The 24,049-nt window shown below is 72.7% G+C and carries 23 protein-coding genes; 15 read left to right on the top strand and 8 right to left on the bottom strand.

From position 1 onward, the window contains the following. The first annotated feature begins 57 nt into the window (after positions 1-57). Positions 58-999 carry an aminoglycoside phosphotransferase family protein gene (locus tag AC51EU_RS00875; RefSeq protein WP_496264621.1) on the top strand — a complete coding sequence of 314 codons (942 nt, stop codon included), beginning with the start codon at positions 58-60 and terminating at the stop codon, positions 997-999. 136 nt (positions 1,000-1,135) lie between these two features. Here the strand turns inward: AC51EU_RS00875 and AC51EU_RS00880 are convergent, their stop codons facing one another. After that, positions 1,136-1,732 carry an AAA family ATPase gene (locus AC51EU_RS00880; protein ID WP_496264622.1) on the bottom strand — a complete coding sequence of 199 codons (597 nt, stop codon included), beginning with the start codon at positions 1,730-1,732 and terminating at the stop codon, positions 1,136-1,138. A gap of 437 nt (positions 1,733-2,169) precedes the next feature. On the opposite strand from AC51EU_RS00880, the gene asnB reads away from it, so the two are divergent. Continuing rightward, the gene (gene asnB / locus AC51EU_RS00885) at positions 2,170-4,014 is read left to right on the top strand and encodes an asparagine synthase (glutamine-hydrolyzing) (RefSeq protein WP_496264623.1); all 1,845 of its coding nucleotides are present in this window, start codon (positions 2,170-2,172) and stop codon (positions 4,012-4,014) included. 75 nt (positions 4,015-4,089) lie between these two features. Here asnB and AC51EU_RS00890 read toward each other — a convergent pair whose 3' ends face one another. Further along, a complete protein-coding gene (locus AC51EU_RS00890) occupies positions 4,090-4,815 on the bottom strand; it encodes a Mut7-C RNAse domain-containing protein (RefSeq protein ID WP_496264624.1) in 726 nt (241 codons plus the stop codon). Between the two features lie 278 nt (positions 4,816-5,093). On the opposite strand from AC51EU_RS00890, the gene AC51EU_RS00895 reads away from it, so the two are divergent. Then, positions 5,094-6,098, top strand: a complete 1,005-nt coding sequence (locus tag AC51EU_RS00895; protein WP_496264625.1) for a LacI family DNA-binding transcriptional regulator — start codon at positions 5,094-5,096, stop codon at positions 6,096-6,098. A 10-nt stretch (positions 6,099-6,108) separates the two neighbouring features. On the opposite strand, the gene AC51EU_RS00900 is transcribed toward AC51EU_RS00895, so the two are convergent. Genes AC51EU_RS00900 through AC51EU_RS00915 form a run of 4 tightly spaced genes read right to left on the bottom strand, consistent with a single transcriptional unit; the run spans position 6,109 to position 11,657 of the window. Continuing rightward, complete coding sequence (locus tag AC51EU_RS00900; protein WP_496264626.1) at positions 6,109-7,566, bottom strand: hypothetical protein; 1,458 nt, start codon at positions 7,564-7,566, stop codon at positions 6,109-6,111. Positions 7,567-7,577: 11 nt separating this feature from the next. Then, entirely contained in the window at positions 7,578-9,896 is a 2,319-nt protein-coding gene (hypF, locus tag AC51EU_RS00905) for a carbamoyltransferase HypF (protein ID WP_496264627.1), read from the bottom strand. Then, a complete protein-coding gene (hypE, locus tag AC51EU_RS00910) occupies positions 9,896-10,906 on the bottom strand; it encodes a hydrogenase expression/formation protein HypE (protein WP_496264628.1) in 1,011 nt (336 codons plus the stop codon). The genes hypF and hypE overlap by 1 nt, the downstream gene beginning before the upstream one ends. Before the next feature lie 37 nt (positions 10,907-10,943). Further along, positions 10,944-11,657: a hypothetical protein gene (locus tag AC51EU_RS00915; protein ID WP_496264629.1), complete on the bottom strand. Its 714-nt coding sequence runs from the start codon at positions 11,655-11,657 to the stop codon at positions 10,944-10,946. A 260-nt stretch (positions 11,658-11,917) separates the two neighbouring features. Here AC51EU_RS00915 and AC51EU_RS00920 point away from each other — a divergent pair, with 260 nt between their 5' ends. The 6 genes from AC51EU_RS00920 to AC51EU_RS00945 all read left to right on the top strand — a co-directional run bounded on the left by AC51EU_RS00920 (position 11,918) and on the right by AC51EU_RS00945 (position 16,575). Then, on the top strand, positions 11,918-12,502 hold the full coding sequence (locus tag AC51EU_RS00920) for a cysteine hydrolase family protein (RefSeq protein WP_496264630.1): 585 nt from the start codon (positions 11,918-11,920) through the stop codon (positions 12,500-12,502). Positions 12,503-12,577: 75 nt separating this feature from the next. Next, positions 12,578-13,504: an arginase family protein gene (locus AC51EU_RS00925; RefSeq protein WP_496264631.1), complete on the top strand. Its 927-nt coding sequence runs from the start codon at positions 12,578-12,580 to the stop codon at positions 13,502-13,504. Between the two features lie 62 nt (positions 13,505-13,566). After that, on the top strand, positions 13,567-14,118 hold the full coding sequence (locus AC51EU_RS00930) for a nitroreductase family protein (protein WP_496264646.1): 552 nt from the start codon (positions 13,567-13,569) through the stop codon (positions 14,116-14,118). Positions 14,119-14,206: 88 nt separating this feature from the next. Continuing rightward, positions 14,207-15,535, top strand: a complete 1,329-nt coding sequence (locus AC51EU_RS00935) for an MFS transporter (protein ID WP_496264632.1) — start codon at positions 14,207-14,209, stop codon at positions 15,533-15,535. Between the two features lie 87 nt (positions 15,536-15,622). Beyond that, complete coding sequence (locus tag AC51EU_RS00940) at positions 15,623-16,285, top strand: class I SAM-dependent methyltransferase (protein ID WP_496264633.1); 663 nt, start codon at positions 15,623-15,625, stop codon at positions 16,283-16,285. Then, the gene (locus AC51EU_RS00945; RefSeq protein ID WP_496264634.1) at positions 16,282-16,575 is read left to right on the top strand and encodes a sulfurtransferase TusA family protein; all 294 of its coding nucleotides are present in this window, start codon (positions 16,282-16,284) and stop codon (positions 16,573-16,575) included. Before AC51EU_RS00940 ends, AC51EU_RS00945 begins: the two co-directional genes overlap by 4 nt. A 78-nt stretch (positions 16,576-16,653) precedes the next feature. Here AC51EU_RS00945 and AC51EU_RS00950 read toward each other — a convergent pair whose 3' ends face one another. Beyond that, a complete protein-coding gene (locus AC51EU_RS00950) occupies positions 16,654-17,856 on the bottom strand; it encodes an MFS transporter (protein ID WP_496264635.1) in 1,203 nt (400 codons plus the stop codon). A 125-nt stretch (positions 17,857-17,981) separates the two neighbouring features. Next, positions 17,982-19,025 (bottom strand): LacI family DNA-binding transcriptional regulator, encoded by a 1,044-nt coding sequence (locus AC51EU_RS00955; protein ID WP_496264636.1) that lies wholly within the window; start codon positions 19,023-19,025, stop codon positions 17,982-17,984. A gap of 133 nt (positions 19,026-19,158) precedes the next feature. Between AC51EU_RS00955 and AC51EU_RS00960 the strand changes: the two genes are divergently transcribed. From AC51EU_RS00960 to AC51EU_RS00985, 6 genes are read left to right on the top strand one after another with little or no spacing between them, the layout of a single operon-like run. Continuing rightward, on the top strand, positions 19,159-19,740 hold the full coding sequence (locus AC51EU_RS00960; protein WP_496264637.1) for an LOG family protein: 582 nt from the start codon (positions 19,159-19,161) through the stop codon (positions 19,738-19,740). Continuing rightward, complete coding sequence (locus AC51EU_RS00965; protein ID WP_496264638.1) at positions 19,737-20,411, top strand: HAD family hydrolase; 675 nt, start codon at positions 19,737-19,739, stop codon at positions 20,409-20,411. Before AC51EU_RS00960 ends, AC51EU_RS00965 begins: the two co-directional genes overlap by 4 nt. After that, positions 20,408-21,472 carry a ribose-phosphate diphosphokinase gene (gene prs, locus AC51EU_RS00970; RefSeq protein ID WP_496264639.1) on the top strand — a complete coding sequence of 355 codons (1,065 nt, stop codon included), beginning with the start codon at positions 20,408-20,410 and terminating at the stop codon, positions 21,470-21,472. Before AC51EU_RS00965 ends, prs begins: the two co-directional genes overlap by 4 nt. Beyond that, positions 21,456-22,199 (top strand): hypothetical protein, encoded by a 744-nt coding sequence (locus AC51EU_RS00975; RefSeq protein ID WP_496264640.1) that lies wholly within the window; start codon positions 21,456-21,458, stop codon positions 22,197-22,199. The genes prs and AC51EU_RS00975 overlap by 17 nt, the downstream gene beginning before the upstream one ends. Then, a complete protein-coding gene (locus AC51EU_RS00980) occupies positions 22,196-22,732 on the top strand; it encodes a phosphoribosyltransferase family protein (RefSeq protein ID WP_496264641.1) in 537 nt (178 codons plus the stop codon). Before AC51EU_RS00975 ends, AC51EU_RS00980 begins: the two co-directional genes overlap by 4 nt. 41 nt (positions 22,733-22,773) lie before the next feature. Beyond that, positions 22,774-24,048, top strand: coding sequence for an adenosylhomocysteinase (locus AC51EU_RS00985; protein WP_496264642.1), 1,275 nt, complete (start codon positions 22,774-22,776; stop codon positions 24,046-24,048). The last annotated feature ends 1 nt before the right edge of the window (position 24,049 follow it).

Raw genomic sequence — 24,049 nt, forward strand, 5'->3', positions numbered from 1 at the left:
CCCGCCCCTCCTTCGTGTCCCCGAGAAAGATCCGGAACCCACGAAGGAGATTTCCTCATGCGCACACCCGCGAGCATCGACGTCCCCGAGGCGTTCGCCGCCTGCCACGGTGCGTTCGGCCCCGAGGCGCGTGCCTGGCTCGCCGCTCTGCCGCGGCAGGGCGCGGACCTGCTGGACCGCTGGACGCTGCGGCCGGACGGCCCCGCCGGATACGGCATGGCCTCGCTCGTCCTGCCGGTGGTCCGCGCGGACGGTACGCCCGCCGCGCTCAAGCTCCAGCGGCCCACCGAGGACAACGCCGGTACCGTGCTCGGCCTGCGGACCTGGGACGGCGACGGTGTGGTGCGGCTGCTCGACCACGATCCGGGGACCGGCGCGATGCTGCTGGAACGTCTGGACGCGAGCCGGCCGCTGTCCTCGGTGGCCGACGACACCACCGCGCTGCGGATTCTGGCCGGGCTGCTGGCGCGTCTGGTCGCCGTTCCGGCGCCCCAGGGTCTGCGGCACCTGGCCGGCATCACCGCCGGCATGCTCGACCAGGCGCCCGGGGCCGTACACGCGCTGCGCGAACCCGCCGATCAGCGGCTGCTGCGCACCTGTGCGTCCGCCGTCGCCGAGGTGGCCGGCGAGCCCGGTGACCGGCTGCTGCACTGGGACCTGCACTACGACAACGTCCTCGGCGGGGAGCGTGAACCCTGGCTGGCCATCGATCCCGAACCGCTGGCCGGTGACCCGGGGTTCGAGCTGCTGCCCGCGCTGGACAACCGGTGGGACGCGGTGACGGCGACGGGCGACGTGCCCCGTGCCGTCCTCCGCCGGTTCGACCTGCTCACCGAGGCCCTCGGTCTGGACCGTGCGCGTGCCACCGGCTGGACGCTGGGCCGTGTCCTGCAGAACGCGCTCTGGGACGTCGAGGACGGCAAGGAGGCGCTGGATCCGGTGCAGACCGCCATCGCCACCGCCCTTCTGCACCGGCCGGCACCGGCGCCTCTGCGGTGACGGAACGGTGAGGGCGGCGGTCCCGGAGGCGGGGCCCCGACCGGCGGGGGCGCTCAGCCGCTCCCTGGTGCCGCGGTCCCCGTACTCCGGGTACGGGGACCGCGGCACCAGGGCGGGCGGCCCTGGGCGTCCTCTTTCAGCCAATGGCCTCGCGGATGCGGTCCGGGAGGGTGTCCCAGGGGCGGCAGGGGACCACGGGGAGGGTGTGGGCGCGGGCCTGCTCGGCGAGCCAGTGGGAGTAGCGGGCGCTGACGGCCGCGCGCTCCGTCTGGTCGCCGTCGTCCGGTTCGCGGGCGGCGTAGTTGGCGGTGATCCGGTCGGGGTCGTCCTCGTGGAGGAAGACCGCCCGTACGCGGCGTCCGGCCGTGCGGCCCTCGTCGACGGCGCGCGCCGCGGCGGCCGGGGTGAGGTAGTCGCCCTCGATCAGGGCGGGTGCGTCGACCGTCAGGCGGTTGCGGACGACGCCCAGGACGGCGGGCTCCAGGGCCTTAGCGGTGGCGATCTGGAGGTCCAGCACCTGGTCGCCCGTCATGCGGGCCACCGTGGGGGCGTGGTCGAAGTGGTGGAGGGCGGGGTGGTGTTCCGCGGTGGTGATGGCCTGGACGGCGCTGACGACGTCGTCGAACTCGACGATGAATCCGTCCGTCCCGGTGGTGAGCCGGGCGGCGGCGCGGCTCTTGCCGATGCCGGAGGCTCCGCCGAGCAGCAGTATGTCCCATGGTGTTCGTGTCACGGGGGTGACCGTATCCCGGGCCGCCGAGGTGTGCCGCGAGTTTTCCGCGGGGGCGGGCCGTCGCGGCAGACGTCGTCTCCCGGCCGCGTGAGGGGCCCGGCAGGGGGTTACCTGTGAGTACTCAGCCCCCGTGCAGGTAAAGCCTTCCTTTCTTCCGTGTATCGCTCTCACCAAAAGCGCCCCTGTCGCCCCTTCCGCCTCTTGCGGCGAACGCGCAGTTCAGGGTCGTGATCGGACGGTGGCGGGGTGGTACGGGAGGGGCGTGGCGTGCGGGTGGGGCGGGATCTTGGCGCATTGACGGCGTGACCCGCGAGGAACACGATCGAAATATAGGTGCTCGATACAACTGCCCGTGAGGCCGCCGAGCCGCCGGGGCACCGACGTGCCCCAGCGCGGCTCTCCGAGCGCTGCCCCGGGCCGGAACAGGAGGGCATGGCATGTGTGGCATCAGCGGCTGGATTTCCTTCGACCGGGACCTGCGCGGAGAGCAGCGGACGGTGGACGCGATGACCGAGACGATGTCCTGCCGCGGGCCCGACGACCGCGGCACCTGGGTGAAGGGTCCCGCCGCCCTCGGACACCGCCGTCTGGCGATCATCGACCTGCCCGGCGGACGGCAGCCGATGAGCGCGCAGAAGCCCGACGGGAGCGAGGTCGCCCTCGTCTACTCCGGTGAGGCGTACAACTTCGCCGAACTGCGCCAGGAACTCATCGGCCGGGGACACCACTTCACCACCGACTCCGACACCGAGGTCGTCCTGCGCGGCTACCTCGAATGGGGCGAGGCGGTCGCCGAACGGCTCAACGGCATGTTCGCCTTCGCCATCTGGGACGACCAGCTCCAGCGCCTCGTCATGATCCGCGACCGCATGGGCATCAAGCCGTTCTACTACTACCCCACCGCCGACGGCGTGCTGTTCGGCTCCGAGCCCAAGGCGATCCTCGCCAACCCGCTCGCCGACCGGCGCGTCGGTCTCGACGGCATCCGCGAGCTGTTCGCCTTCGTCAAGACGCCCGGCCACGCCGTGTGGGACGGGATGCACGAGGTCGAGCCCGGCACCGTGGTCACCGTCGACCGCAACGGGCTGCGCCGGAGGGTCTACTGGTCGCTCACCACCCGCGCGCACCAGGACGACCGCGACACCAGCATCGCCCATGTCCGTACCCTCCTCGACGACATCGTCCGCCGCCAGCTCGTCGCCGACGTGCCGCGCTGCACCCTGCTGTCGGGCGGTCTGGACTCCTCGGCCATGACGGCGCTGGCGGCCCGTCAGCTCGGGGAGGCCGGCGAGTCGGTGCGCAGTTTCGCCGTCGACTTCGTCGGGCAGACCGAGCACTTCGTCGCCGACGACCTGCGTGCCACGCCGGACACCCCCTATGTGCACGACGTGGCCCGGCTCTCGGGCACCGACCACCAGGACATCGTGCTGGACTCGGACGCGCTGGCGGACCCCGACGTCCGCGCCAAGGTCATCCGGGCGCGGGACATCCCGATGGGCCTGGGCGACATGGACGCCTCCCTCTACCTGCTGTTCAAGGCGATCCGCGGGCACTCGACGGTGGCGCTGTCGGGTGAGTCCGCCGACGAGGTCTTCGGCGGGTACAAGCAGTTCTTCGACGAGGAGGCCCGCCGCGCCGACACCTTCCCCTGGCTCGTCCGCTACGCGGAGCACTTCGGCGACGACGGCACCATCCTCGACCCCGCCCTCTCCCGGACCCTCGATCTGAGGTCCTACGTCAGCGACGGCTACTCCGCCGCGGTCAAGGACGTCCAGCGGCTCGACGGGGAGAGCGACTTCGAGTACCGGATGCGCGTCATCTGCTATCTGCACCTGACGCGGTTCGTGCGGATACTCCTCGACCGCAAGGACCGCGCGAGCATGGCCGTCGGCCTTGAGGTGCGGGTGCCGTTCTGCGACCACCGGCTGGTCGAGTACGTCTACAACACTCCCTGGGCGCTGAAGTCGTTCGACGGGCGGGAGAAGAGCCTGCTGCGCGAGGCCACCAAGGACGTGCTGCCCACGTCGGTCTACGACCGCGTCAAGAGCCCCTACCCGTCGACGCAGGACCCGCAGTACGCGGTCGCCCTCCAGAAGCACGCCAAGGACCTGCTGTCCCGGCCCTCGCACCAGGTGTTCGACATCATCGACCGCGGCTGGCTGGAGCGGGCCGCCCGGCGTGACACGCCCCAGATCACCCAGGCGTCCCGCCGGGGCCTGGAGCGGACCCTCGACCTCGCCCTGTGGCTGGAGATGTACAAGCCCACCCTCACGCTCGCCTGAGCCGAGCGCGGCGGCCCGTCCCGGTGTGTGTGCCGGGGCGGGCCGCCGTCGTCGTGCGGCCGGGGCCCGTGGTGTTCAGCGGGCCGTGTGGTGCAGCGCGTCGTCGACGATGGCCTGGAGGCGGGCGTGGTGGGCGCCGCGCCAGTAGACGCGGTGGCAGAGGGTGCACTGGGCGAAGACGTCGTAGGTCCGCTGGGTGCCGCCGCGCAGCAGGTCCTGGACGGCGTCCTTGTCGGCGTCCGCCAGCGGGCCGTTGCAGGCGGTGCAGCGTGTCCAGGGCGCGAGGTCCGGGGTGAACCGTTCCAGGACGTCGCGGAGTTGGTCCTCGGGGCGGTCGCTGTAGACATAGGCGCCGGCCCAGATCTCGCGGCGGCGCAGCAGCCCGCGGTCGCGGGAGAGCAGGACCCGCCGCTCACGCGCCGAGAGCGCGGCGAGCGCGGCGTCGCCGGGGTCCTCGTTGGTGTAGGCGGCGTCGACGCCGAGCAGGCGCAGCCGGCGGGCGAGGGTCCCCAGGTGGACGTCGAGGAGGAAGCGCAGGGGTGCGCCGGGGACGCGCTGCGGGCGTGCGACGGCGCGTACGGTGACGCGCTCGCCGGCGCGCGGCACATGGGAGACCGGCACATCTCGGCCATTCACCAGCAGCTCTCCGACCTCGGTGAGCGGAACGCCGAGCGACTCCACGACATGCCCCAGGGTCGATGCCCCGTCGGTACGTACCGGGGTGCCGTCGTCCGCGCGGTCGGCGGCGAGGAAGAGGCGGAGCTCGGGGGCGAAGGTGAAGGGGATCTCGGGTCTGTTCACACTGCTCAGGATGCCATTGGGCGCGCTGGGGCGGCCAATGGGTCACCGGGCCCCTCGGCCCTTCCGGCAGCCGTCCGAGAGGTGTGCCGGACGGGGCCTGGGCGGTGGTCCGCCGGCGGGTGCGGTCGGTGTCCGGGCGGGGACGGGGGGTGGCGGTCGGGCGGGCCGGCGGGGCCGAGGGGGTATCGCTTTGCGAACTGCCGCCACGCGCTGCGCGATTGTGAGGTAGAAGTGATCGTGGAGAGCGGAACGGCACCATCAAACCTGAAGATCGCAGTATGTCTGAAAATGAACCTTACCGGGCCACGACGGCGACCGATGTCGCCCGTGTCGCCGGAGTCTCCCAGTCCACGGTCTCACTGGTCCTGAACGGGAAGTGGTCCGGGCGCATCAGCGAACGGACGGCGTCCCGTGTCAACGATGCCGCGCGCCGGCTGGGATACCGCGTCAACCAGTCGGCACGTCATCTGCGGCTGGGGGCGAGCGGCACGGTACTGCTGGCGGTGCCGACCCTGGCCAACAGCGCGTTCGCGGCGGTGCACGCCGGGGCGGCGCGGGTGGGCGCCGAGTACGGGCTGGGCCTGGTGGTGTTCCCGCTGGGTTCGGAGGACGGCACCCGGCCGTTCTCCGCGCCCCAGCAGGCGCTCGACGGCGTGCTCGCCTGCTCGCTGCCGCCCCCCGCGGTCGCGGAGTTCGGGGCGGGGGTGCCGCTGGTGCTGCTCGACGACGCCCCGGTGGCGGGCACCCCGGCGGTGACGATGGACGTCGGCGCGGGCATGGCCGCCGCCGTGGCGCGGCTGGTGGAGCTGGGGCACCGGCACATCACCCATCTGCGGGCCGACCGGACGGCGTGGACGTTCGCGCGGCGGGCCGAGGCGTTCGACGAGAGCGTGCGGGCGCTGCCGGAGGTGACGGCGCTGCGGGTGACGAGCGAGCTGTCGCCGGGGGACGTGCGGGAGCGGATGCTGGCGGTCCTGGCGGGCCCGCACCGGCCGACGGCGGTGATCTGCGACGACGACGCGATGACGACGGGGGTGTACTCGGCGGCGATGGTGCTGGGGCTGCGGATCGGGGTGGACGTGTCGGTGGTGGGGTTCAACGACGTCCCGGCCGCGGCGCAGATCGCGCCGGCGCTCAGCAGTGTGCGGCTGCCGCTGGAGGAGCTGGGCGGGCAGGGGATGCGGGAGCTGGTGGCGTTGCGCGGCGGGCGTCCGGCGAAGCGGGTGGCGCTGCCGGTCACCCTGGTGGAGCGGGAGTCGATGGGGCCCGCTCCCCAGGGGTGAGCGCGGTGGGTCAGAGCCAGTCGTGGACGACGGTGGCGGCCTCGTCGAAGCCGACGCACGCGGCGAGCTGGCGTTCCTTGGGGATGTACGAGTGGGAGAAGAGGTCGTAGACGCCGCTGGAGCCGACGGAGAGTACGTCCCGCAGGGGGGTGCGCAGGACGGCGTCGAGGTAGGGGGCGTCCACTCCCCCGCGGCTGAGGACGTCGGCGGCGTAGAGGGTGGTGAGCCGGTCCCCGTCGCGGGCGAAGAAGACGGGGGTGCCAGCGATCATGCCGGTGATGTCGGCGGCGTCCATCAGGCGGGCCTCGTCCGGCTGTCCGTGTCCGGCCAGGAGTGTGGTCCAGCCCTCCTTGAGGCGCCGGGTGTAGACGAGTGAGCCGGGTCCGACGAGCGGTTTGACGCCGGCGAACAGCAGCAGGCTCATCCACAGGGCGACGGAGGGGATGATCTCCTCGTCGGCGAGGGCCTCGCGGACGGCGTCGCGGGTGAGGGGGACGGCGAGCCCGGGGAAGCGGGGGTCGGCGGGGACGAGGGCGTCGCCCTGGACGTAGAGGCGGAGCAGGCGGGGTCCGTTCGGGTGCCGGCGCCAGAAGAAGTGGGTGCCCTTGCCGGCGTCCTCGTCCCAGGCGACGACGACACCGCGGAAGGTGTCGAGGACGTGGCGGCGCAGGGCGGGGTCGAAGAGGGCGTCGGTGAGGAAGCTGTCGTCGGCGAGGGTGTCGACGAGGGTTTCGCGGGCGACGTCCTCGGCGTTGGCGTAGAGGAGTTCGGGGACGCGTTCGCGCAGGCCGGGGGCGAAGAGGCGGGGCCAGGTGCCGTGGACGGCGACGGCGAGCTGGTCGCGGTGGGCGCGGGCGCGGGAGTGGTCGAGGCCGTTGAGGAGGGCCTGGTACTCCTCCAGGAAGTGCCGGTCGGCGGGGGTGTGGCCGTCCCAGCGTTTGAGGGCGCGCTGGCGCTCGACGAAGTCGAAGGGGCGGGGGGCCGCGTAGTACATGACGTCGCGGTGTTCCTTGGCCTTGAAGTAGGGGATGTCCTGGCCGCGGAATCGGAAGCCGTTGCGCATGTAGGAGTTGCTGGGGCCGACGTTGCTGCAGGAGAGGGTGACGATGGGGGCCGCGGGGCCGTCGGCCGGGAGGCGCGCGGCATTGGCGATGATGTTGGTGCCCAGCAGCAGGGGGTGGTTGAGGAGCTGGTGGTGGTCGACGATGTTGACGGCCCGCAGGTCCTCGGTGGTGACGGTGTGCCCGGGGCCGCCGGGCCCGAAGGCGCGGGCGAGGACGCGGCGGACGGCGCGGGCCAGCGCCTCCTGGCGCGGGGCGTGCGCGGGCGCGGCCGGGGTGGTGGGATGCAGGTCCTTGGCGTACTCCCCCAGGGGGCGTTCCTCCGCGAAGTACGGTGCCATGTCGGGCACGTAGCTGCGGATGTGTCCGACGGCGGTGTCCAGTGCCCGCCGTACCTGTGCGTCCATGTGCTGCCTCGTCAGTTCGCCGTTTCGCTCGCGGTGGCGCGGGCCGCCGCGACCAACGCCTGTCCCACCGACAGTCCGCCGTCGTTGGTGGGGATGCGCCGGTGGGTGTGCACCCGCAGGCCGGCTCCGGTCAGCTCCTGTTCGGTGCGGACGAGCAGATGCTGGTTGAGGAAGACACCGCCGCTGAGGGCGATGTCGCGCAGCCCGTGGGTGCGGGTCAGCCGCAGACAGATCTCGACCACGGCGTGCACCACACTCTCATGGAAGGCGCGGCTCAACTCGGCGGTGTCCGCGTCCCGTTGCAGGACGCCGTCGATCAGGGCCTCCAGCCAGGGGCGGTGGTCGACGACGAGGCGTCCGTCGCGCTCGTCCAGGCGCAGCGGCCAGGGGTCGGCGGGCGTGTGGTCCCAGGCGATGAGGTGTTCGAGTTCGATGGCGGCCTGGCCCTCGTAGCCGACCTTCTCGCAGACGCCGAGGAGGGCGGAGTAGGCGTCGAAGAGGCGGCCCATGCTGGAGGTCAGGGGGCTGTTGACGCCGCGCTCGGTCATCTTGCGCAGGACCTCGGTCTCGAAGGGGTCCATGCGTCGCAGCAGGTCGAGGGGGAGCGTGAGGGCGTCGGGGCCGAGGTGCTGGGTGAGCAGGGAGACGGCGATGCGGCCGGGTTCGCGGACGGCCTTGTCGCCGCCGGGGAGGCGGAACGGGGCGAGGTGTCCGGCGCGTTCGAAGCCGCGGTAGTCGCCGACGAGGAATTCGCCGCCCCAGATGGTGCCGTCGGTCCCGTAGCCGGTGCCGTCGAAGACCACGCCGATGACGGGGCGGTCCAGGCCGTTGTCGGCCATGCAGGAGGCCATGTGGGCGTGGTGGTGCTGGACGGCGACGGCCTCCATGCCCTGGCAGGAGCGGGCGTAGCGGGTGCTGTGGAAGTCGGGGTGCAGGTCGTGGGCGACGTAGCGGGGGGTGACGCCGAAGACGGCGCGCAGATGGTCGATGGTGTCCTCGAAGAACCGGCGGTTGCCGGGGGTCTTGAGGTCGCCGATGTGCTGGCCGACGTAGAGGGAGGTGCCGGTGCCGACGCAGACGGTGTTCTTGAGTTCGGCGCCGACGGCGAGGACGGGCGGGATCTCGAAGGGGGCGGGGACGGGGTCGGGGACGTAGCCGCGGGCCCGGCGCAGGAAGGTGATGTGCGGTTCGGTGGTGCTGTGCACGACGCGGGCGATGGAGTCGTCGACGCGCAGATGGATGTCCCGGTCGTGGACGAGGAAGTGGTCGGCGAGGCCCTGGAGGGTGGTGAGGGCGTCCTCCTCGGTGCGGGCCATCGGCTCGTCGGGGGCGTTGCCGCTGGTGGCGATGAGGATGCCGGAGGTGCCGGCCAGCAGGAGGTGCTGGAGCGGCGTGGTGGGGAGCATGAAGCCGAGCGTCGGGGAGCCGGGCGCGATGTCGGGCGACAGGCCGCTGCCGGCGCGGGCGCGCAGCAGGACGATGGGGCGTCCGGGGGACTCCAGCAGGCGGGTCTCGTGGTCGTCGAGGTGGGCGTGGCGGGCGACGGTGGCGGTGTCGGCGGCGAGCAGGGCGAAGGGTTTGGTGCTGCGTTCCTTGCGGCGGCGCAGGGCGGCGACCGCGTCGGCGTGGTGCGGGTCGGCCATCAGCTGGTAGCCGCCGAGGGCCTTGACGGCGAGGACGCGGCCGGCGCGCAGCAGGGCCGCGGCGGTGTCGACGGGGTCGGCGTCGCAGTGGTCGGTGCCGTCGGGGTCGAGGAGGCGTACGCGGGGGCCGCAGGTCCAGCAGGCGTTGGGCTGGGCGTGGAAGCGCCGGTCGGCGGCGGAGTCGTACTCCTTCTGGCAGTCGGGGCACATGGCGAAGTCGGCCATGGTGGTGAGGGGGCGGTCGTAGGGGACGCCGCGGATGATGCTGTAGCGGGGGCCGCAGTTGGTGCAGTTGATCAGGGGGTAGCGGTGGCGGCGGTCGCCGGGGTCGAAGAGTTCGGTGACGCAGTCGGTGCAGACGTAGCTGTCGGGGGTGATGAGGACGCCGGCGCCGCCGTCGGTGGTGCTGTGGCGGATGGCGAAGGTGGTGCTCCAGTCCCGCAGGGGTTCCTCGGCGGTGGTGGTGCAGGAGTCGATGCGGGCGAGGCCGGGGAGCTTGGTGTGGAGGTCGGCGGTGAAGGCGTCGGCGGCGGCGCGCGGGCCCTCGACGCGGAGGGTGACGCCCTGGGCATCGTTGAGGACCCAGCCACCCAGCATGTGCTGGGTGGCCAGGCGGTAGACGAACGGGCGGAAGCCTACGCCCTGGACGAATCCGGTCACCCGGAGGGTGCGGCCCACGGCGCCCATCAGCACAGCCTCGGCAGCTGGGCGCCGTAGAGCAGTTCGACGGTGGACTCGCGGCCGTCGGTGCCGGTCATGCGGACGGTGCCCGCGGGGCCGTCGACGACGGTGCCGACGAGCGCGGCGGCGGCGCACTCGGGGTGGGCGTGCAGGGCCTTGAGGGCCGTCTCGGCGTGCTCGGGGGCGACGGCCAGGCAGAGGTTGCCCTCGTTGGCGAGGTACATCACGTCGACGCCGAGCATGTCCGCCGCCATCGCGGTCTCGGGCCGTACGGGCAGGTCCCGCTCGGTGAGGAGGAGGGAGACGTCCGACGCCTGGGCGAACTCGTTGACGACGGTGCCGAGTCCGCCGCGGGTGATGTCGCGGATGCACCGTACGCCGTCACCGCAGGCGTCGAGGACGTCGGCGACGACGTGGTTGAGGACGGCGCAGTCGCTGAGCACCCGTTGTTCGAAGCCGAGGCCCTCGCGCAGGGAGAGGATGTGGATGCTGTGGTCGCCGAGGTGGCCGGTGACGATGAGACGGTCACCGGTGCGCAGTGAGCGGCTGGAGAGGTCCACGGGGCGCTCCAGCACGCCCACTCCGCTGGTGTTGAGGAAGATCCCGTCGGCCTCACCGCGCCGGACGACCTTGGTGTCACCAGCGACGATCTTGACGCCCGCGGCCTTCGCGGCGTCCCGGACGGAGTGCAGGATCCGCCGGAAGTCGTCCAGCGCGAAGCCCTCCTCCAGGACGACGGCGAAGGTGAGGTAGAGCGGCCGTGCCCCGCTGACGGCCAGGTCGTTGACGGTGCCGGCGACGGCGATCTTGCCGATGTCGCCGTTGCCGAAGAAGACCGGGTCCACCACGAACGAGTCGGTCGTCATGGCGATGCGCCTGCCCGGCACCTCCAGCAGTGCGCTGTCCTCCATCTCGCCGATGTAGGTGTCGCCGAGGATGGCGGCGATGGTGTCCGCGATGAGTTCCTGGCTCATCCCGCCACCGGCTCCGTGGTCCAGGACAACTGTCTTCGTCACGCGCCAGCCTTTCGTGTGGGACCGAGGGGGGTGGGGATCAGGCGGAGGTGGCGCCGACGGTGCCGAGGGACTCCTCCAGCAGGGCGTCCCACCAGTTCTGCATGATCTCGATGGCGTCGAGGGCGCCCTTGCGGACCTCCTCCATGTCGATCCGCTCGCCCTCACCGTCGACCGCGCCCGGGTCGACGTCGACGAAGGCGGCGAGACCGTCCTTGTGGCCCTGCTCCACGCCGTCCTCCAGGTGGATGTCGTGGAAGCGCTTGATGAGGCTGCCCTCGTAGGTGAAGCCCCGGCGGTCGCATATCTCCTTGCAGATGTCGTAGAAGACCTCGTGCTCGAAGATGGCCGCGGTCTCGGTCGCGTAGAGCGAGCCGAGGGCGCGCGAGGGGTTGGGGGCGCACAGCGCGTCGACCTCGGACAGGAAGCGGGTGGTGGCCGGGAACTCGACCCGCTTGTCCATGTCGGTTCCGGCCTGGAGCATGCCCTTCTTGTACATCGGGGCGTGGCCGTCCTCCTCGTCGACATTGCGCTGGAGCTCGACGGAAACGCCCTTGTCGGCGAGCTTCTTGGTGCAGTCGACGGCCTTTTGGAGCAGGCTCTTGTTGGCGAAGGAGAACTGGTAGTGCTCCATGACGAGCCACTCCAGCTTCTCCGTGCCGACCTGCGGCAGCGCCGTCAGCAGGCGCTTCTTCACCGCGTTGGTGAAGGCGTCGTTCCTCGCGTCGATCTGCACGGAAAGGCGCTCGGTCATGCCATGCCTCATTTCTCGTACGGCGGCGATGGGGAGGCGGTCCCTGCGGGTGGTGCGCACCGGTGGGTCGACCGCCGCGGTGCAGGCTAGTCATACGCATGACGGGCCGACAAGAGGCTGTCCGGAAGCATTCCGGGTGACCGAAAGAGTGTCCGGAACCCGTCGTTGATCACCCATTGCCGTCCGTCATGCGTATGACTACGCTCATGCCCCGTCCGATCGGTCCTCGACTCCCCCAACTCCCGAGCCAGGGAAGGCGCATGCCCCGATACGCGATTTTGACCAATGACCTCCAGCGCGATCTGGTCGACAAGAACGCGCAGCGCAAGGCCAATGTGGAACGGATGGCCCCCGCTTTCCGCCAATTCCTCGACCAGGTACGGGAACTCGACGTACCGGTCATCCATCTCCAGCTCATCTATGACGAGGGCGACAAGAAGATCGAACTGCACGACGGGCGCATACCCGTCCTGCGCGGCACGCCCGGCGCGGAACTCCTCCCCGAGTTCACCGATCCCCGCGACATCATCATGGAGAAGAAGAAGGACAGCGGTTTCTTCGAGACCGATCTGCACGACTTCCTCCAGAAGAACGACATCGACACCGTCATCATCACCGGAATGCAGGCCCAGGTCTGTATCCAGACAACGGCGGCCGACGCCCATTTCCGCGGCTACAACGTCGTGGTCCCCTCCGACGGCGTGGTCTCCACCCGTGACGAGGACCGCGACCGGGCGCTGGAGTGGCTGGCCTCCTACTGTGCCGTGATCGCCCCCATGGACGAGGTGGTCCGCCGCATCCGGGAGCGCGAGAGCTTCGACTTCAGCGTCGCGGCACTTCCCTAGCCCGGCGGCACGACCGCGGCACGATCCGCGCGCGGCCGGGTACGACGGTCGCGCGCCCCAGCAAGGAGGCCATTGATGGACCTGACCGTGGCGGCCGGAGCGGGCGTCTGGGGCGGACTCGCCCTGCCCCCCGACACGACCGCGTCCCCCGATCTCGTCGTCGTCGGGGTGCCGTTCGAGGGCGGGGCCGGCGGAGCGGGCGGCGCCTCGCTCGGGCCCGGCCGGGTGCGGGAACTCTCCCGCCGCCTCAAGACGACCGACCGGCGGGGCCGGGACGCCTCCGGGGTGCGGCTGCGCGACCTCGGGGACGTCCCGACCTGGCGGTTCGACCTGCCGCGCACCGTGGCGCACCTCGGCGAGGTCTACCGCGAACTCTTCGCCGGCGCCGGCGTACCGATCCTGACCTTCGGCGGCGACCACTCCGTCACCTACCCCATCGTCTCGGCCGCCGGCGCCGGGCGGGAGCTGGGACTGGTGTGGTTCGACGCCCATCCGGACGTCCTCGACGGCTACCAGGGCTCGACGATCTCCCACGGCTCCCCGCTGCGCCGGATCGTCGAGGACGGCGTCGTCGCCCCGGAGAACGTGCTGCTGGTCGGCACCCGGGCCTACGACGACGGGGAGGTCGAGTACATCCGCGAGCGGGGCATCCGCGAGGTGCGGGCCGCGGACTTCCTCGACGACCCGCGGGCCGCGCGGGACGCCTACCGCCGGCATCTGGCCTCGATCGCGGAGCGGGTCGGTCATTTCTACGTCTCGCTCGACATCGACGTGATGGACGCCTCCTGCGTACCCGGCACCGGCACCCCGGTGGCCGGCGGGATCGGTTCCGGCGAACTGCTGGGCCTGCTGGAGGAGCTGCCCGAGCCGGTGGTCGGCTACGACATCGTGGAGTTCGCGCCCGCGCACGACGTCGGCGGGATGACCGGGCACGCGGTCCTGTCCCTGACCACCGCCTACCTCACCCGCGTGGCGGCGGTGAAGCACGGGCCCGCGGCCTGAGCCCGCCCCCGTCGACGGTCCTTCTCCCCTTCCCTTCCCAGGAGTGACGCCTTGTGGACGTCATGACGGCCATCCTCACCCGCCGCAGCAGCCGCGTGCTGCGCGAACCGGCGCCCTCGGACGCCGAGTTCACCTATCTGCTGGGCGGCGCGGCGACCGCTCCCGACCACGGCGGGCTGCGCCCGTGGCGGTGGATACTGCTGCGCGACGACGACCGGCGGGCCCTCGGGGACGCGCTGGCGGGCGACGCCACGCCCGAACGGCGCGAGCAGATCCACGCCAAGATGCTGCGCTCGCCGCTCAAGGCGGTGCTGGTGTTCGTGCCGCGCACGGCCCACCGCATACCGGAGTGGGAGCAACTGGCGGCCACCAGTTCGGTGGCGTACGCCATGATGGTGCTGCTGCACGCCCGCGGATACGGCAGTATCTGGCGCACCGGGGAACTGTGCCACAGCACCGGCGTCCGCGAGCTGCTGCGGCTCGCGGACGGCGAGCGGGTGCTGGGGTCGCTGGACATCGGTACGCCGGAACGTTCCGGGCAGCCGTCGCGGCGGCCCCGGGAGGACGTCGCGTCGCGGGTCTCGGCGTTCGCGGCGGTCGCGGGCGCCCGCTAGCGCGCGGCCCCGGGCGGCGCCCGCGTCCCCGGTGAGGGGCGGGGCGCCGCCCGCCGCGCCACCGCACGAACCAGAGAGGCACGGCACAGTGGCATTACGCGACGAGGAATCAGCACCGGACGGCCGGGCGGCATCCGCCCCGGGGGGCGGGCCGCTCGCCTGGGCGCGGCGGGCCGCCCGCGGTCTTCCGAAGGGCCGGGCGGCCCGGACGTTCCTTCTGGTCGCCTTCGTCGACGCGGCCGGCCGGGGGCTGTTCCTCGCGGGGTCGGCCCTCTTCTACACCCAGGTCATCGGGCTGACCAACGCCCAGGTCGGGCTGGGGCTGTCGGTCGCCGGGCTGGTGGGGCTGGTGTGCGCGGTCCCGATCGGCTGGTTCGCCGACCGGTTCGGGGACCGGGCGGCGCTGGTGGTGCTCCAGTTGTGGCGGGCGGTGGCGTTCCTGGTCTACCCCTTCGTCCACGACTTCACGGCGTTCCTCGTGGTGGCCTGCCTGGTCGGGGCCGTGGAGTGGGCGGCGGTGCCGATCATCCAGTCCGTCGCGGGCACCACCAGCGAGGAGAGTTCGATGGTGGGGGCGATGGCGGTGGTCGCCGTGGCCCGCAACTCCGCGTACGCGCTCTCCGCACTGGCCGCCACAGCCGTGATCACCTGGGCGCCGCCGCGGGCCTATGTCGTCTTCGTCCTCTTCAACGCGCTGGGTTTCCTGGTGTCGGGGCTGCTCCTGCTGCGGTTGCGGCTGCCGCGGCGGACGGTGTCGCACGAGGAGCGGCCGGCCGCGGGGTCCAAGCTGCTGCCGTTCAAGAACGTGCCGTTCCTGCTGCTCACGCTGACGAACGGGGTCCTCTACGCCCATATGCCGATCCTGTCGGTGGCGTTCCCGCTGTGGATCGTGACCCGTACGCAGGCGCCGGACTCCCTGGTCGGTGTGGCGCTGACGGTGAACACCGTGATGGCGGTGCTGCTCCAGGTGCGGCTGAGCAAGGGCGGTGACGCGATCGGGGTGGCGGCGCGCAAGCAGCGGCTCGCGGGGCTGGCACTGGCGGCGTTCTGCGTGCTGGCGTCCGTGACCGCGACGATGGGCGAGCTGCCCGCGGCGCTGCTGCTGTTGCTGGCCGCCGTCGCGCTGACGCTGGGCGAGCTGTGGCAGTCGGCGGGCGGCTGGGGCATCTCGTACTGCCTCGCGCCGGAGGCCCAGCGCACGTACTACCTGAGCGTCTACCAGCTGGGGGCCACGGGGGTGACCGTGGCCGGTCCCGCGCTGCTGGTGATGGCCGTGGTGGACGTGGGGACGGTGGGCTGGCTGGGGCTGGCCGTGGTGCTCGCGCTGACCGGGCTGGTGACGCCGTCCCTGGCACGGCTGGCCGAGCGGGCGCCGCGCGGCCGTCCGGCCGCCGCACCGGCGTCCGCGGCGGACTGACCGCGTACGGGCCCCTGCCGCCCCTCCCCCGCCGACCGGCCGGCCGGTACGTCTAGGCTGGTCCGTACAGGTACGGGAGGGACACACGTGACGGACGAGCAGGGGCTGGCGCAGTCCCAGCAAGCCCACTGGCAGCGCACCTACACCGCGCACCCGGGCATGTACGGCGGGGAGCCCTCGGCGCCGGCCGTGCACGCCGCCGGGGTGTTCCGCGCGGCCGGGGCGCGGGACGTCCTGGAGCTGGGGGCCGGGCACGGCCGCGACACCCTCCACTTCGCCCGGGAGGGCTTCCGCGTCCGGGCCGCCGACTTCAGCCCGACCGGTCTGGAGCAGCTGCGGGAGGCCGTCCGCGCCCAGGGCGCCGGGGAGCGGGTGACGACCACGGTGCACGATGTCCGCGAGCCGCTGCCGCTGCCGGACGCCTCGGTGGACGCGGTCTTCGCGCACATGCTGCTGTGCATGGCCCTGTCCACGGAGGAGATCCGCGCGCTGGTCGGCGAGGTCCGCCGCGCACTGCGTCCGGGCGGGGTGTTCGTCTACACCGTGCGGCACACCGGTGACGCGCACTACGGCGCGGGCGTCCCCCACGGCGACGACATCTTCGAGAGCGGCGGCTTCGCCGTCCACTTCTTCCCCCGCCGCCTGGTCGACGCCCTCGCCGAGGGCTGGACCCTCACCGACGTCACCGCCTTCGAGGAGGGCGGTCTCCCCCGCCGCCTGTGGCGCGTCACCCAGGTCCTCCCCCGGTGAACGCCGCCCCGGTCCCGCCGCCCGGGATCACCGTCGACGGCACCGGCCTGCTCTGCGTCACCCTCCTTCTCCGCCTGCGCGAGAGGATCGACGGCGCCGAGCCGGGCACGGTCGTCCACATCATCACCACCGACCCGGCCGCCCCGTTGGACCTCCCCGCGTGGTGCCACATGACCGGCCACACCTACCTCGGCCGACTCCCCGGCACCACCGACCACCCGGTGCACGCCCTCCGCCTCTCCCCGCACGCCCACCGGACCCGGGCGGACGCGCCGTGGCACCGCGGGTGAGTGGGCCGCCGAAGGGCCGCGCCTCCACGGCAATGCCCCGGCCGCTCTCGCACGGCCGGGGCGGGGAGCCGGGCGTCGTCAGGGCACCGGTGCCCGCACCGGTTCCGGCGCGCTCTCCCGTGCGGTGGGACCAAGAGGTTCCCGGCGGGCGGTGAACGTCGCGAGGGCGGCCGTGAGGAAGGCGGCGAGGGCGAAGGCCGCGCCGACGAGGTTGGGGGAGGCGTAGCCGTGGCCGGCCTGGATGGCGAGGCCACCGGCCCAGGCGGCGACGGCGTTGCCGACGTTGAGGGCGGCGACGTTGGCGGCGGAGGCGAGGGTCGGGGCGTTGGGCGCGGTCTGCATGATCCGGTGCTGGAGGGTGGGGATGGCGGCCGTTCCGACGAGTCCGAGCAGGATCAGGGTGGCGACGGCGGGCGCCTTGGCGTGGACGGTGGCGGTGAAGACGGCCAGCAGCACGGTGAGGGCGGCCAGGGTGGTGTGCAGGGTGGCGACCGGGGCGCGGCCCGCGCAGTGGCCGCCGAGCAGATTGCCGACGGACATCCCGATGCCGTAGAGCATGAGCAGCAGGGTGATGGTGGCCGGGGCGAAGCCGCTGACGTGGGTGAGCATCGGTTCGATGTAGGTGAAGGACGCGAAGATCGCCGCGGAGACCAGGACGGTGACGGCGAGGGTGTACCAGACCTGGCGGCGCCGGAACGCGCCCAGTTCCGCGCGCAGTCCGCCGCCCGTGGGGCGGGGCGCGGTGGGCAGCAGGGCGAGGATGCTGACGAGTCCGGCGGCGCCGATGGCGGCGACGCCGACGAAGGTGGCGCGCCAGCCGAAGTGCTGGCCGATGAAGGTGCCCAGGGGGACGCCGAGGATGGTGGAGACCGTCATCCCGCTGAACATCAGGGAGATCGCGGTGGCCTTGCGGTGCGGGGCGACGAGGTCGGCCGCGGCGACGGAGGCGACGCCGAAGAAGGCTCCGTGGGTGAGGGAGACGACCACGCGGGCCGTCATCAGCAGGCCGTAGCCGGGGGCGACGGAGGCGAAGAGGTTCCCGGCGACGAAGACGACCATGAGGAGCAGCAGGATGTTCTTGCGCCGGAAGCGGGTCGTCAGGGCGGCCAGCGGGAGGGCTCCGGCGACCACGCCGAGGGCGTAGCCGGAGACGAGGCGGCCGGCGACGGGGACGGAGACGGACAGGTCGGTGGCGACGTCCGAGAGCAGCCCCATGATCACGAATTCGGTGGTGCCGACCGCGAAGGCGCTGAGGGCCAGGGCGAGGATCGCCAAGGGCATGGAAGGAGGGCTCCTTTGCGGGGGTGGTCGTCAAGTGGGTTTCCCGTACGCACACTTGGCCAGCGGGACGGGTGTGCGCCTCACGCTACAGGGACGTGCGGGCGCGGGGCGGGGCCGTGGCGTGATCATGCCGCCGGCCCGACGGAGGCTCGGGTGACGAGTCGGACGGGCATGACGGTGCGGGTCGGTTCGGCGGCGTCGCGCAGGAACGCTTCCATGCCCAGGCGTCCGAGGTCGTGGGCGGGCAGGGCGACGGTGGTGAGCGCGGGGACCAGCAGGGAGGCGATCGGCAGGTCGTCGAAGCCGATGACGGACAGGTCGCCGGGGATGGCGCGCCCGAGGTCGTGGGCGGCGGCGTAGGCGCAGGCGGCGAGGTTGTCGTTGTCGCAGACGACGGCGGTGATCGCGCGGTCGTCGTGGAGGCGGTCGCGGATGAGGGCGCGGGCGCGGGGGGCGTGGAAGGGGACCGCGAGGTCGCGGCCGCGTACCGCGGGGTGGGCCGTGGTCCGTTCGGTGAAGGCGCCGGAGCGCTGGGCGAAGGTCCAGGCGTCGCGGGCGGCGCGGACGTGGAGGAGGTGGCGGTGGCCGCGGGCGACGAGGTGGTCGACGGCCGCGCGCATGCCGGCGGCGACGTCCATGGTGACGGAGCAGACCCCGGCGTCCGGGTCGCTGTCGAGGGCGATCATGGCGACGCCGTCGCGGAGGGTGTCGAGGCTGCCGGCCGAGACGGCGCAGGCGAGGACGCCGTCGATGGCCTGGCGCGGGCGGGGGAAGGGGCGTCCGCCGTCCTCGCCGTCGAGGGGGTAGACGATGACGCCGAGGCCGTGTTCGGCGCCGAGCCGGGCGGCGCCGCTGTGCACGGCGGCGAAGTGAGGGTTGGTCAGGGAGGGGACGACCAGCATCACGGTGCCGGTCTGGCCTAATCGCAGGTTGCGGGCCGAGAGGTTGAGCCGGTAACCCATCGCGGCCGCGGCGTCGCGGACCTGGCGTGCGGTGGTGGCCGACACCCTGCCGTGCCATTTCCCCGCCATGACGAGGGAGACGGTGGCCTGTGAGACGCCGATCCTTTTGGCGACGTCCTTGCTGGTCAGGTGTGGTTTTCCGGTGGCGGTGCGGGGTCGTGCGGAGGGTGCGTGGTCGGTGTGGGGAGAGCCTTCGGACAACGGCACATCAACTCCTCTGGTCACCATGGGCCTTTGTGGCCTCCGCTCTTGCGCGGCACATCATACGTATGATCTGGTGTCCCAACCAGTTACCCCGTCATGACTCAGCGCAACATTTTTGACTCAAAGGAGGGTCTCCATGGCCACGGCCGTCACGGTGTTCTGCGGGGCGTCCCCGGGCAGGAGCCCGGCGTACGCCCGGGACGCGGGCCTGCTCGGCAGGGAAATCGCCGCCGCGGGAATGGACTTGGTCTACGGAGGCGCGTCCACCGGCCTGATGGGCGGTGTGGCGGACGCGGCCCTCGTCGGCGGCGGCCGGGTCACCGGCGTCATCCCCCGCGACCTGGTCCGCTTCGAGGTCGCCCACACCGCGCTGACCGAGCTGCACGTCGTCGACTCGATGCACGAGCGCAAGGCGCTCATGGCCGAACTGGGCGACGCCTTCGTGGCGTTACCCGGTGGCTTCGGCACCGCGGAGGAGTTCTTCGAGGTCCTCACCTGGGCCCAGCTGGGGATGCACGGCAAACCGTGCGCCCTGCTCAACACCGAGGGTTACTACACCCCGCTGCTGGCCTACCTGGAGCACGCGGCCCGCGAGGGGTTCGTGCACCGCCGCTACCTCGACAACGTGATCGTCGAGAGCGACCCCCGCGTCCTGCTCGCCCGGCTCGCCGGCCACCGCGCGCTGCCGCACCTCTTCGAAGAGGTGGCGGGGGCATGACGACAGCGCACCGCCCCGGCCCCGCCGTCGTGGCCCCGGGTCCCGCGCACCGTCCCGCCGGCGCCCCCGCGCTCGCCGTGTTCGACCTCGACGGAACCCTTCTCCCGGGAACCACCTCGTGCCGGCAGATCGCCCGGGTCGTGGGCCGGGAGGACGAGATCCACCGTCTGGAGGCGGCGTACGGGCGGGGCGAGATCGACAGCCGCGCCTTCGCCCGCAGCGCCCTCGCCGTCTGGCGCGAGGCCGGCCCCGGCGTCTACCGCAGGGCCCATGACGCGGCCCGGCTGATCGGCGGCGTACGGGAGTGCCTGGACTGGCTGCGCGCCGCGGGCACCCGCACCGTCCTGGTGACGATGTCGCACCGCGCCTTCGCCGACTGCCTCGGCGGTTTCGACGAGGTCTTCGCCTCCGACTACCCGGACGACATCCTCGACCCCGAGGACAAGCCGCGCGTCGTCGCCCGCCTCCGGGACGGGCTCGGCATCGCCGACGACGAGATCATCGCGTTCGGCGACTCGATGTCCGACCTGCCGCTGTTCCGCACCCTGCGCCGTACCGTCGCGGTGAACGCCTCCCCCGACCTCGGCGCCCTGGCCGCGCACCGCTACGACGGCGACGACCTGCGCGCGGCGCTGCGCCTGGCGTGCCCGGACGCGGAGTTCCCGTGGTGAGCGCGCGGCGCGCGGTGCCGGTCCCCTCCCCCGCCGCGCCCGCCGACACCGTCGTCGCCGCCTGCCGGGCGTTCACCGACGACTTCCCCGGTGCCGCGCACCTGGTGGGCCGGGCGCTGCGCGAGCGCGGCCGCGCCCCCGTGGTGCACGAGGGGATCGAGGGGCGCTTCCCGGACGGTGAGCTGTGTGTGGACCTGCCGGAGGACGCGGCGGGCCGCCCGGTGGTCCTGCTCCAGTCGCTGACCGGTCCCGCCCAGCACGTCGACCAGGCGCTGGTGGCCCTGCTCGCCGCGGCCCGCGCCTACCGCGAGCACGGCGCGTCCCAGGTGACCGCCGTGGTCCCGCATCTGGCGTACGTCCGCCACGACCGCCATGTGCCGGGCGAGCGGCGGCCGGTGCTCGCCGCGCTGTTCGCCCAGCTCGCCACCGCCGCCGGGATCGACCGGATCGTGACCCTCGCCTCGGGCGACCGCAAACGGCTCGATCCGCTCACCGGGCCGGGGCGGGTGACGCATCTGCCGCCGGACGAGGTGGACCTGGCGCTGGTACGGCCGTGGATCGTGCCGGGCCGTACGGTGCTGGTCGCCCCCGACGCGGGCGCGACCGACCAGGTCCGGCGGCTCGGGGCGCGGCTGGAGGTCCCGGTGGTCACCGCGACCAAGCGCCGTACGGGCCCGGACTCGGTGACCGCGATGCTCTCCGGCGACCGGCTGGACGGCCCGGTGGACCGCGCCATCGTCGTCGACGACCTGATCACCAGCGGCGGCACCCTGCTCGCGGTGGCCCGTCCGGCCCGCGACCGGCTCGGGGCCCGCGAGGTCCTGGCCGCCACCACCCATCTGCGGCCCACCGCCACCGGGGAGCGGCGGCTGGCCGCGGCCCTGGCGGACGGCACCCTGCACCGGGTGCTGAGCACCGACTCCGCGGGGCACCGTCCCCGGCTTCCCGGTGTGACGCTCACCTCCGTCGTCCCGCTGATCGCGGGCGCCGTCGCCGACGAGGTGCTGCGCGCCCTGCCCTCCCGCACGGAAAGGACCACCGCCCATGCCCGCTCCCGCTGAACTCCTCGACGCCGCGCCGTCCACCCGCCGAAGTCCCACGCTGTCGATGTCGGTGGTCTGTCTCGACCTGACGCGTCTGGGCGAGCATGTCGACGGGTTACGCCGCCTGGGGATAGCGCGGCTGCACGTCGACCTGATCGACCCGGACTTCGCCCGGAACGTGGGGCTGCCGCTGGAGACCATCAGCGATCTCGCCGCCTCCTGCGGGCTGCCGATCGATGTGCACGCGATGCTCGGCCGGCCCGGTGATCTGCTGGAGCGGGCCGCGGACCGCGGCGCCGCGACCGTCTGCGTCCACCAGCGGACGGTGACCGAGCAGGTCGCGCGGTCCCTGGAGCGGATCGCCGCCGGGCCCACCGAGATCGGCCTGGTCGTCGACCCGGGCGAGATGCCCGACCGGGCGCTGGTGGAGCGGCTGGCGCCGGCCCAGCTGACGGTGATGAGCGTCGAACCGGGCGGTACGGGGCGCCCGTTCCGCGAGGAGGCGCTGCTGGCGCTGGCACAGGCCGCGGAGCTGCGCGAGCGCGGCCCGGTCCGCCGCGTCGAGGCGGACGGGGCGGTGGGCCCGGACACCGCCGCCCGGCTGGTGGCCGCGGGGGCCGACCAGCTCGTCCTCGGCAGCACCGTCTTCCCGCACCGCGGTCCCCGGGACAACCGGCTCGCCGCACTGCACCTGGCCCTCGCCGCCTCCCCCGTTCCCTCCCTGGACAAGGACACCTGGTCATGACGCTCACCCACACCATCACCGTCGGCACCGTCCAGCGCGATCTGCCGGTCGTCCGGGTCGCGGAGAACGCCCGGATCGCCTTCCTCAAGCTCTACGGCGACGTCGAGCTGACCGTCGCCTGCGCGCAGGCGCTCGCCAAGCGGATGGCGCCGGACGCGGAGGTCGTCCTCGGCCCGGAGAGCGGCGGCATCCTCCTGGCACACGAGATCGCCCGGCACACCGGGCTGCCCTACGCCATCGCCCGCAAGAAACTCCGGCCCAACATGACGCGGCCCGTGAGGGTCCCCGTACAGAGCATCGGCACCCCCGGTAAACAGGAGCTGTTCCTCGGCGAGGACGACGCGGCGCTGCTCGCCGGCCGCCGGGTCGCGCTCGTCGACGAGGTGGTCAGCAGCGGCGGCACGCTGACCGCGCTGCACGCGCTGGTCGAGGCGGCCGGCGGCTCCGCGGCCCAGGTGCTGACGGTGGCCACCGAGGGCGAGCGGCGGCCCGAGGTGGAGGCCCTGCTGCATCTGCCGGTCTACACCGGCTAGTTCCCCCTTTTTTTCAGCGTTTCCCGAGACCGAGGAGTTCCATGACCACCCCGATCCTCCATCCGAGCGACATCGCCGATCCGGGCCTCGCGAGCCAGGGCGCGGGCCTGTGTTCCTGGTCGGCGCAGTCGATGCCCGTCCTCGCCCGGTTACGTGAACGCTTCGCCGCCGAGCAGCCGTTCCGGGGCAAGCGCGTGGCGATCGCCGTGCACATCACCACCGAGACCGCCAATCTGGCGCTCACCCTGCGGGCCGGCGGGGCCGACGTCTTCCTGTGCGCGTCCAATGTGCGCACCACCAACGACGCGGTCGCCGCGTACGCCGCGGAGCAGGGGGTGCATGTCTACGGCATCCAGGGCGAGAGCCGGGAGACGTACGCGGCGCACTGCCACCGGGTGCTGGACGCGCGTCCGCATCTGGTGATCGACGACGGGGCCGATCTGACCGGGCTGCTGCACGGTTCGCGTACGGACGCCGCGTCGGACGTCATCGCCGGGCTGGAGGAGACGACCGCGGGCATCCAGCGCATCCGCAGCCTGGAGGCGGGCGGGCTGCTGCGCTACCCCGTCGTCGCGGTGAACGAGGCCCGTACCAAGCACCTCTTCGACAACCGTTACGGCACCGGGCAGAGCACCCTGGACGCCGTGATGCGGCTGACCAACACGCTGATCGCCGGGTCGCGGGTAGTGGTGGCCGGGTACGGCTGGTGCGGCAAGGGCGTGGCGGCGCGGGCCCGGGGCCTGGGGGCCGACGTCCTGGTGACGGAGGTCGACCACGTCCGCGCGCTGGAGGCGGTGATGGACGGCTACCGGGTGATGCCGATGGACCGGGCCGCGGAGCTGGGCGACATCTTCATCACCGTCACCAGCAACCGGAACGTGCTGGGCGCGGGGCACTTCGCGCGGATGCGCAGCGGGGCGATCGTGTGCAACTCGGGCCACTTCGACGTGGAGATCGATGTGGCGGCGCTGCGTGACGCGGCGGCGGGGCACTCCCGGCCGCGGCCCGGTGTCGACCAGTACACGCTGCCGGACGGGCGGCACATCAACCTGCTGGCGGGCGGTGAGGTGGTCAACCTGGCGGCGGCGGAGGGCAATCCGGCGACGCTGATGGACATGTCCTTCACCAACCAGGTGCTGGGCTGCCTCCATCTGCTGGAGCACGCGGCGGGCATGGAGCGGCGGGTGCACGCGATGCCGGCCTCCATCGACGACCAGGTGGCGCACCTCAAGCTCCAGACGATGGGCGTGGACATCGACACGCTCAGCCCGGAGCAGGAGGCGTATCTGCGGTCGTGGGACCAGGGCAGCGCCTGAT

Source organism: Candidatus Streptomyces philanthi (assembly GCF_059553635.1).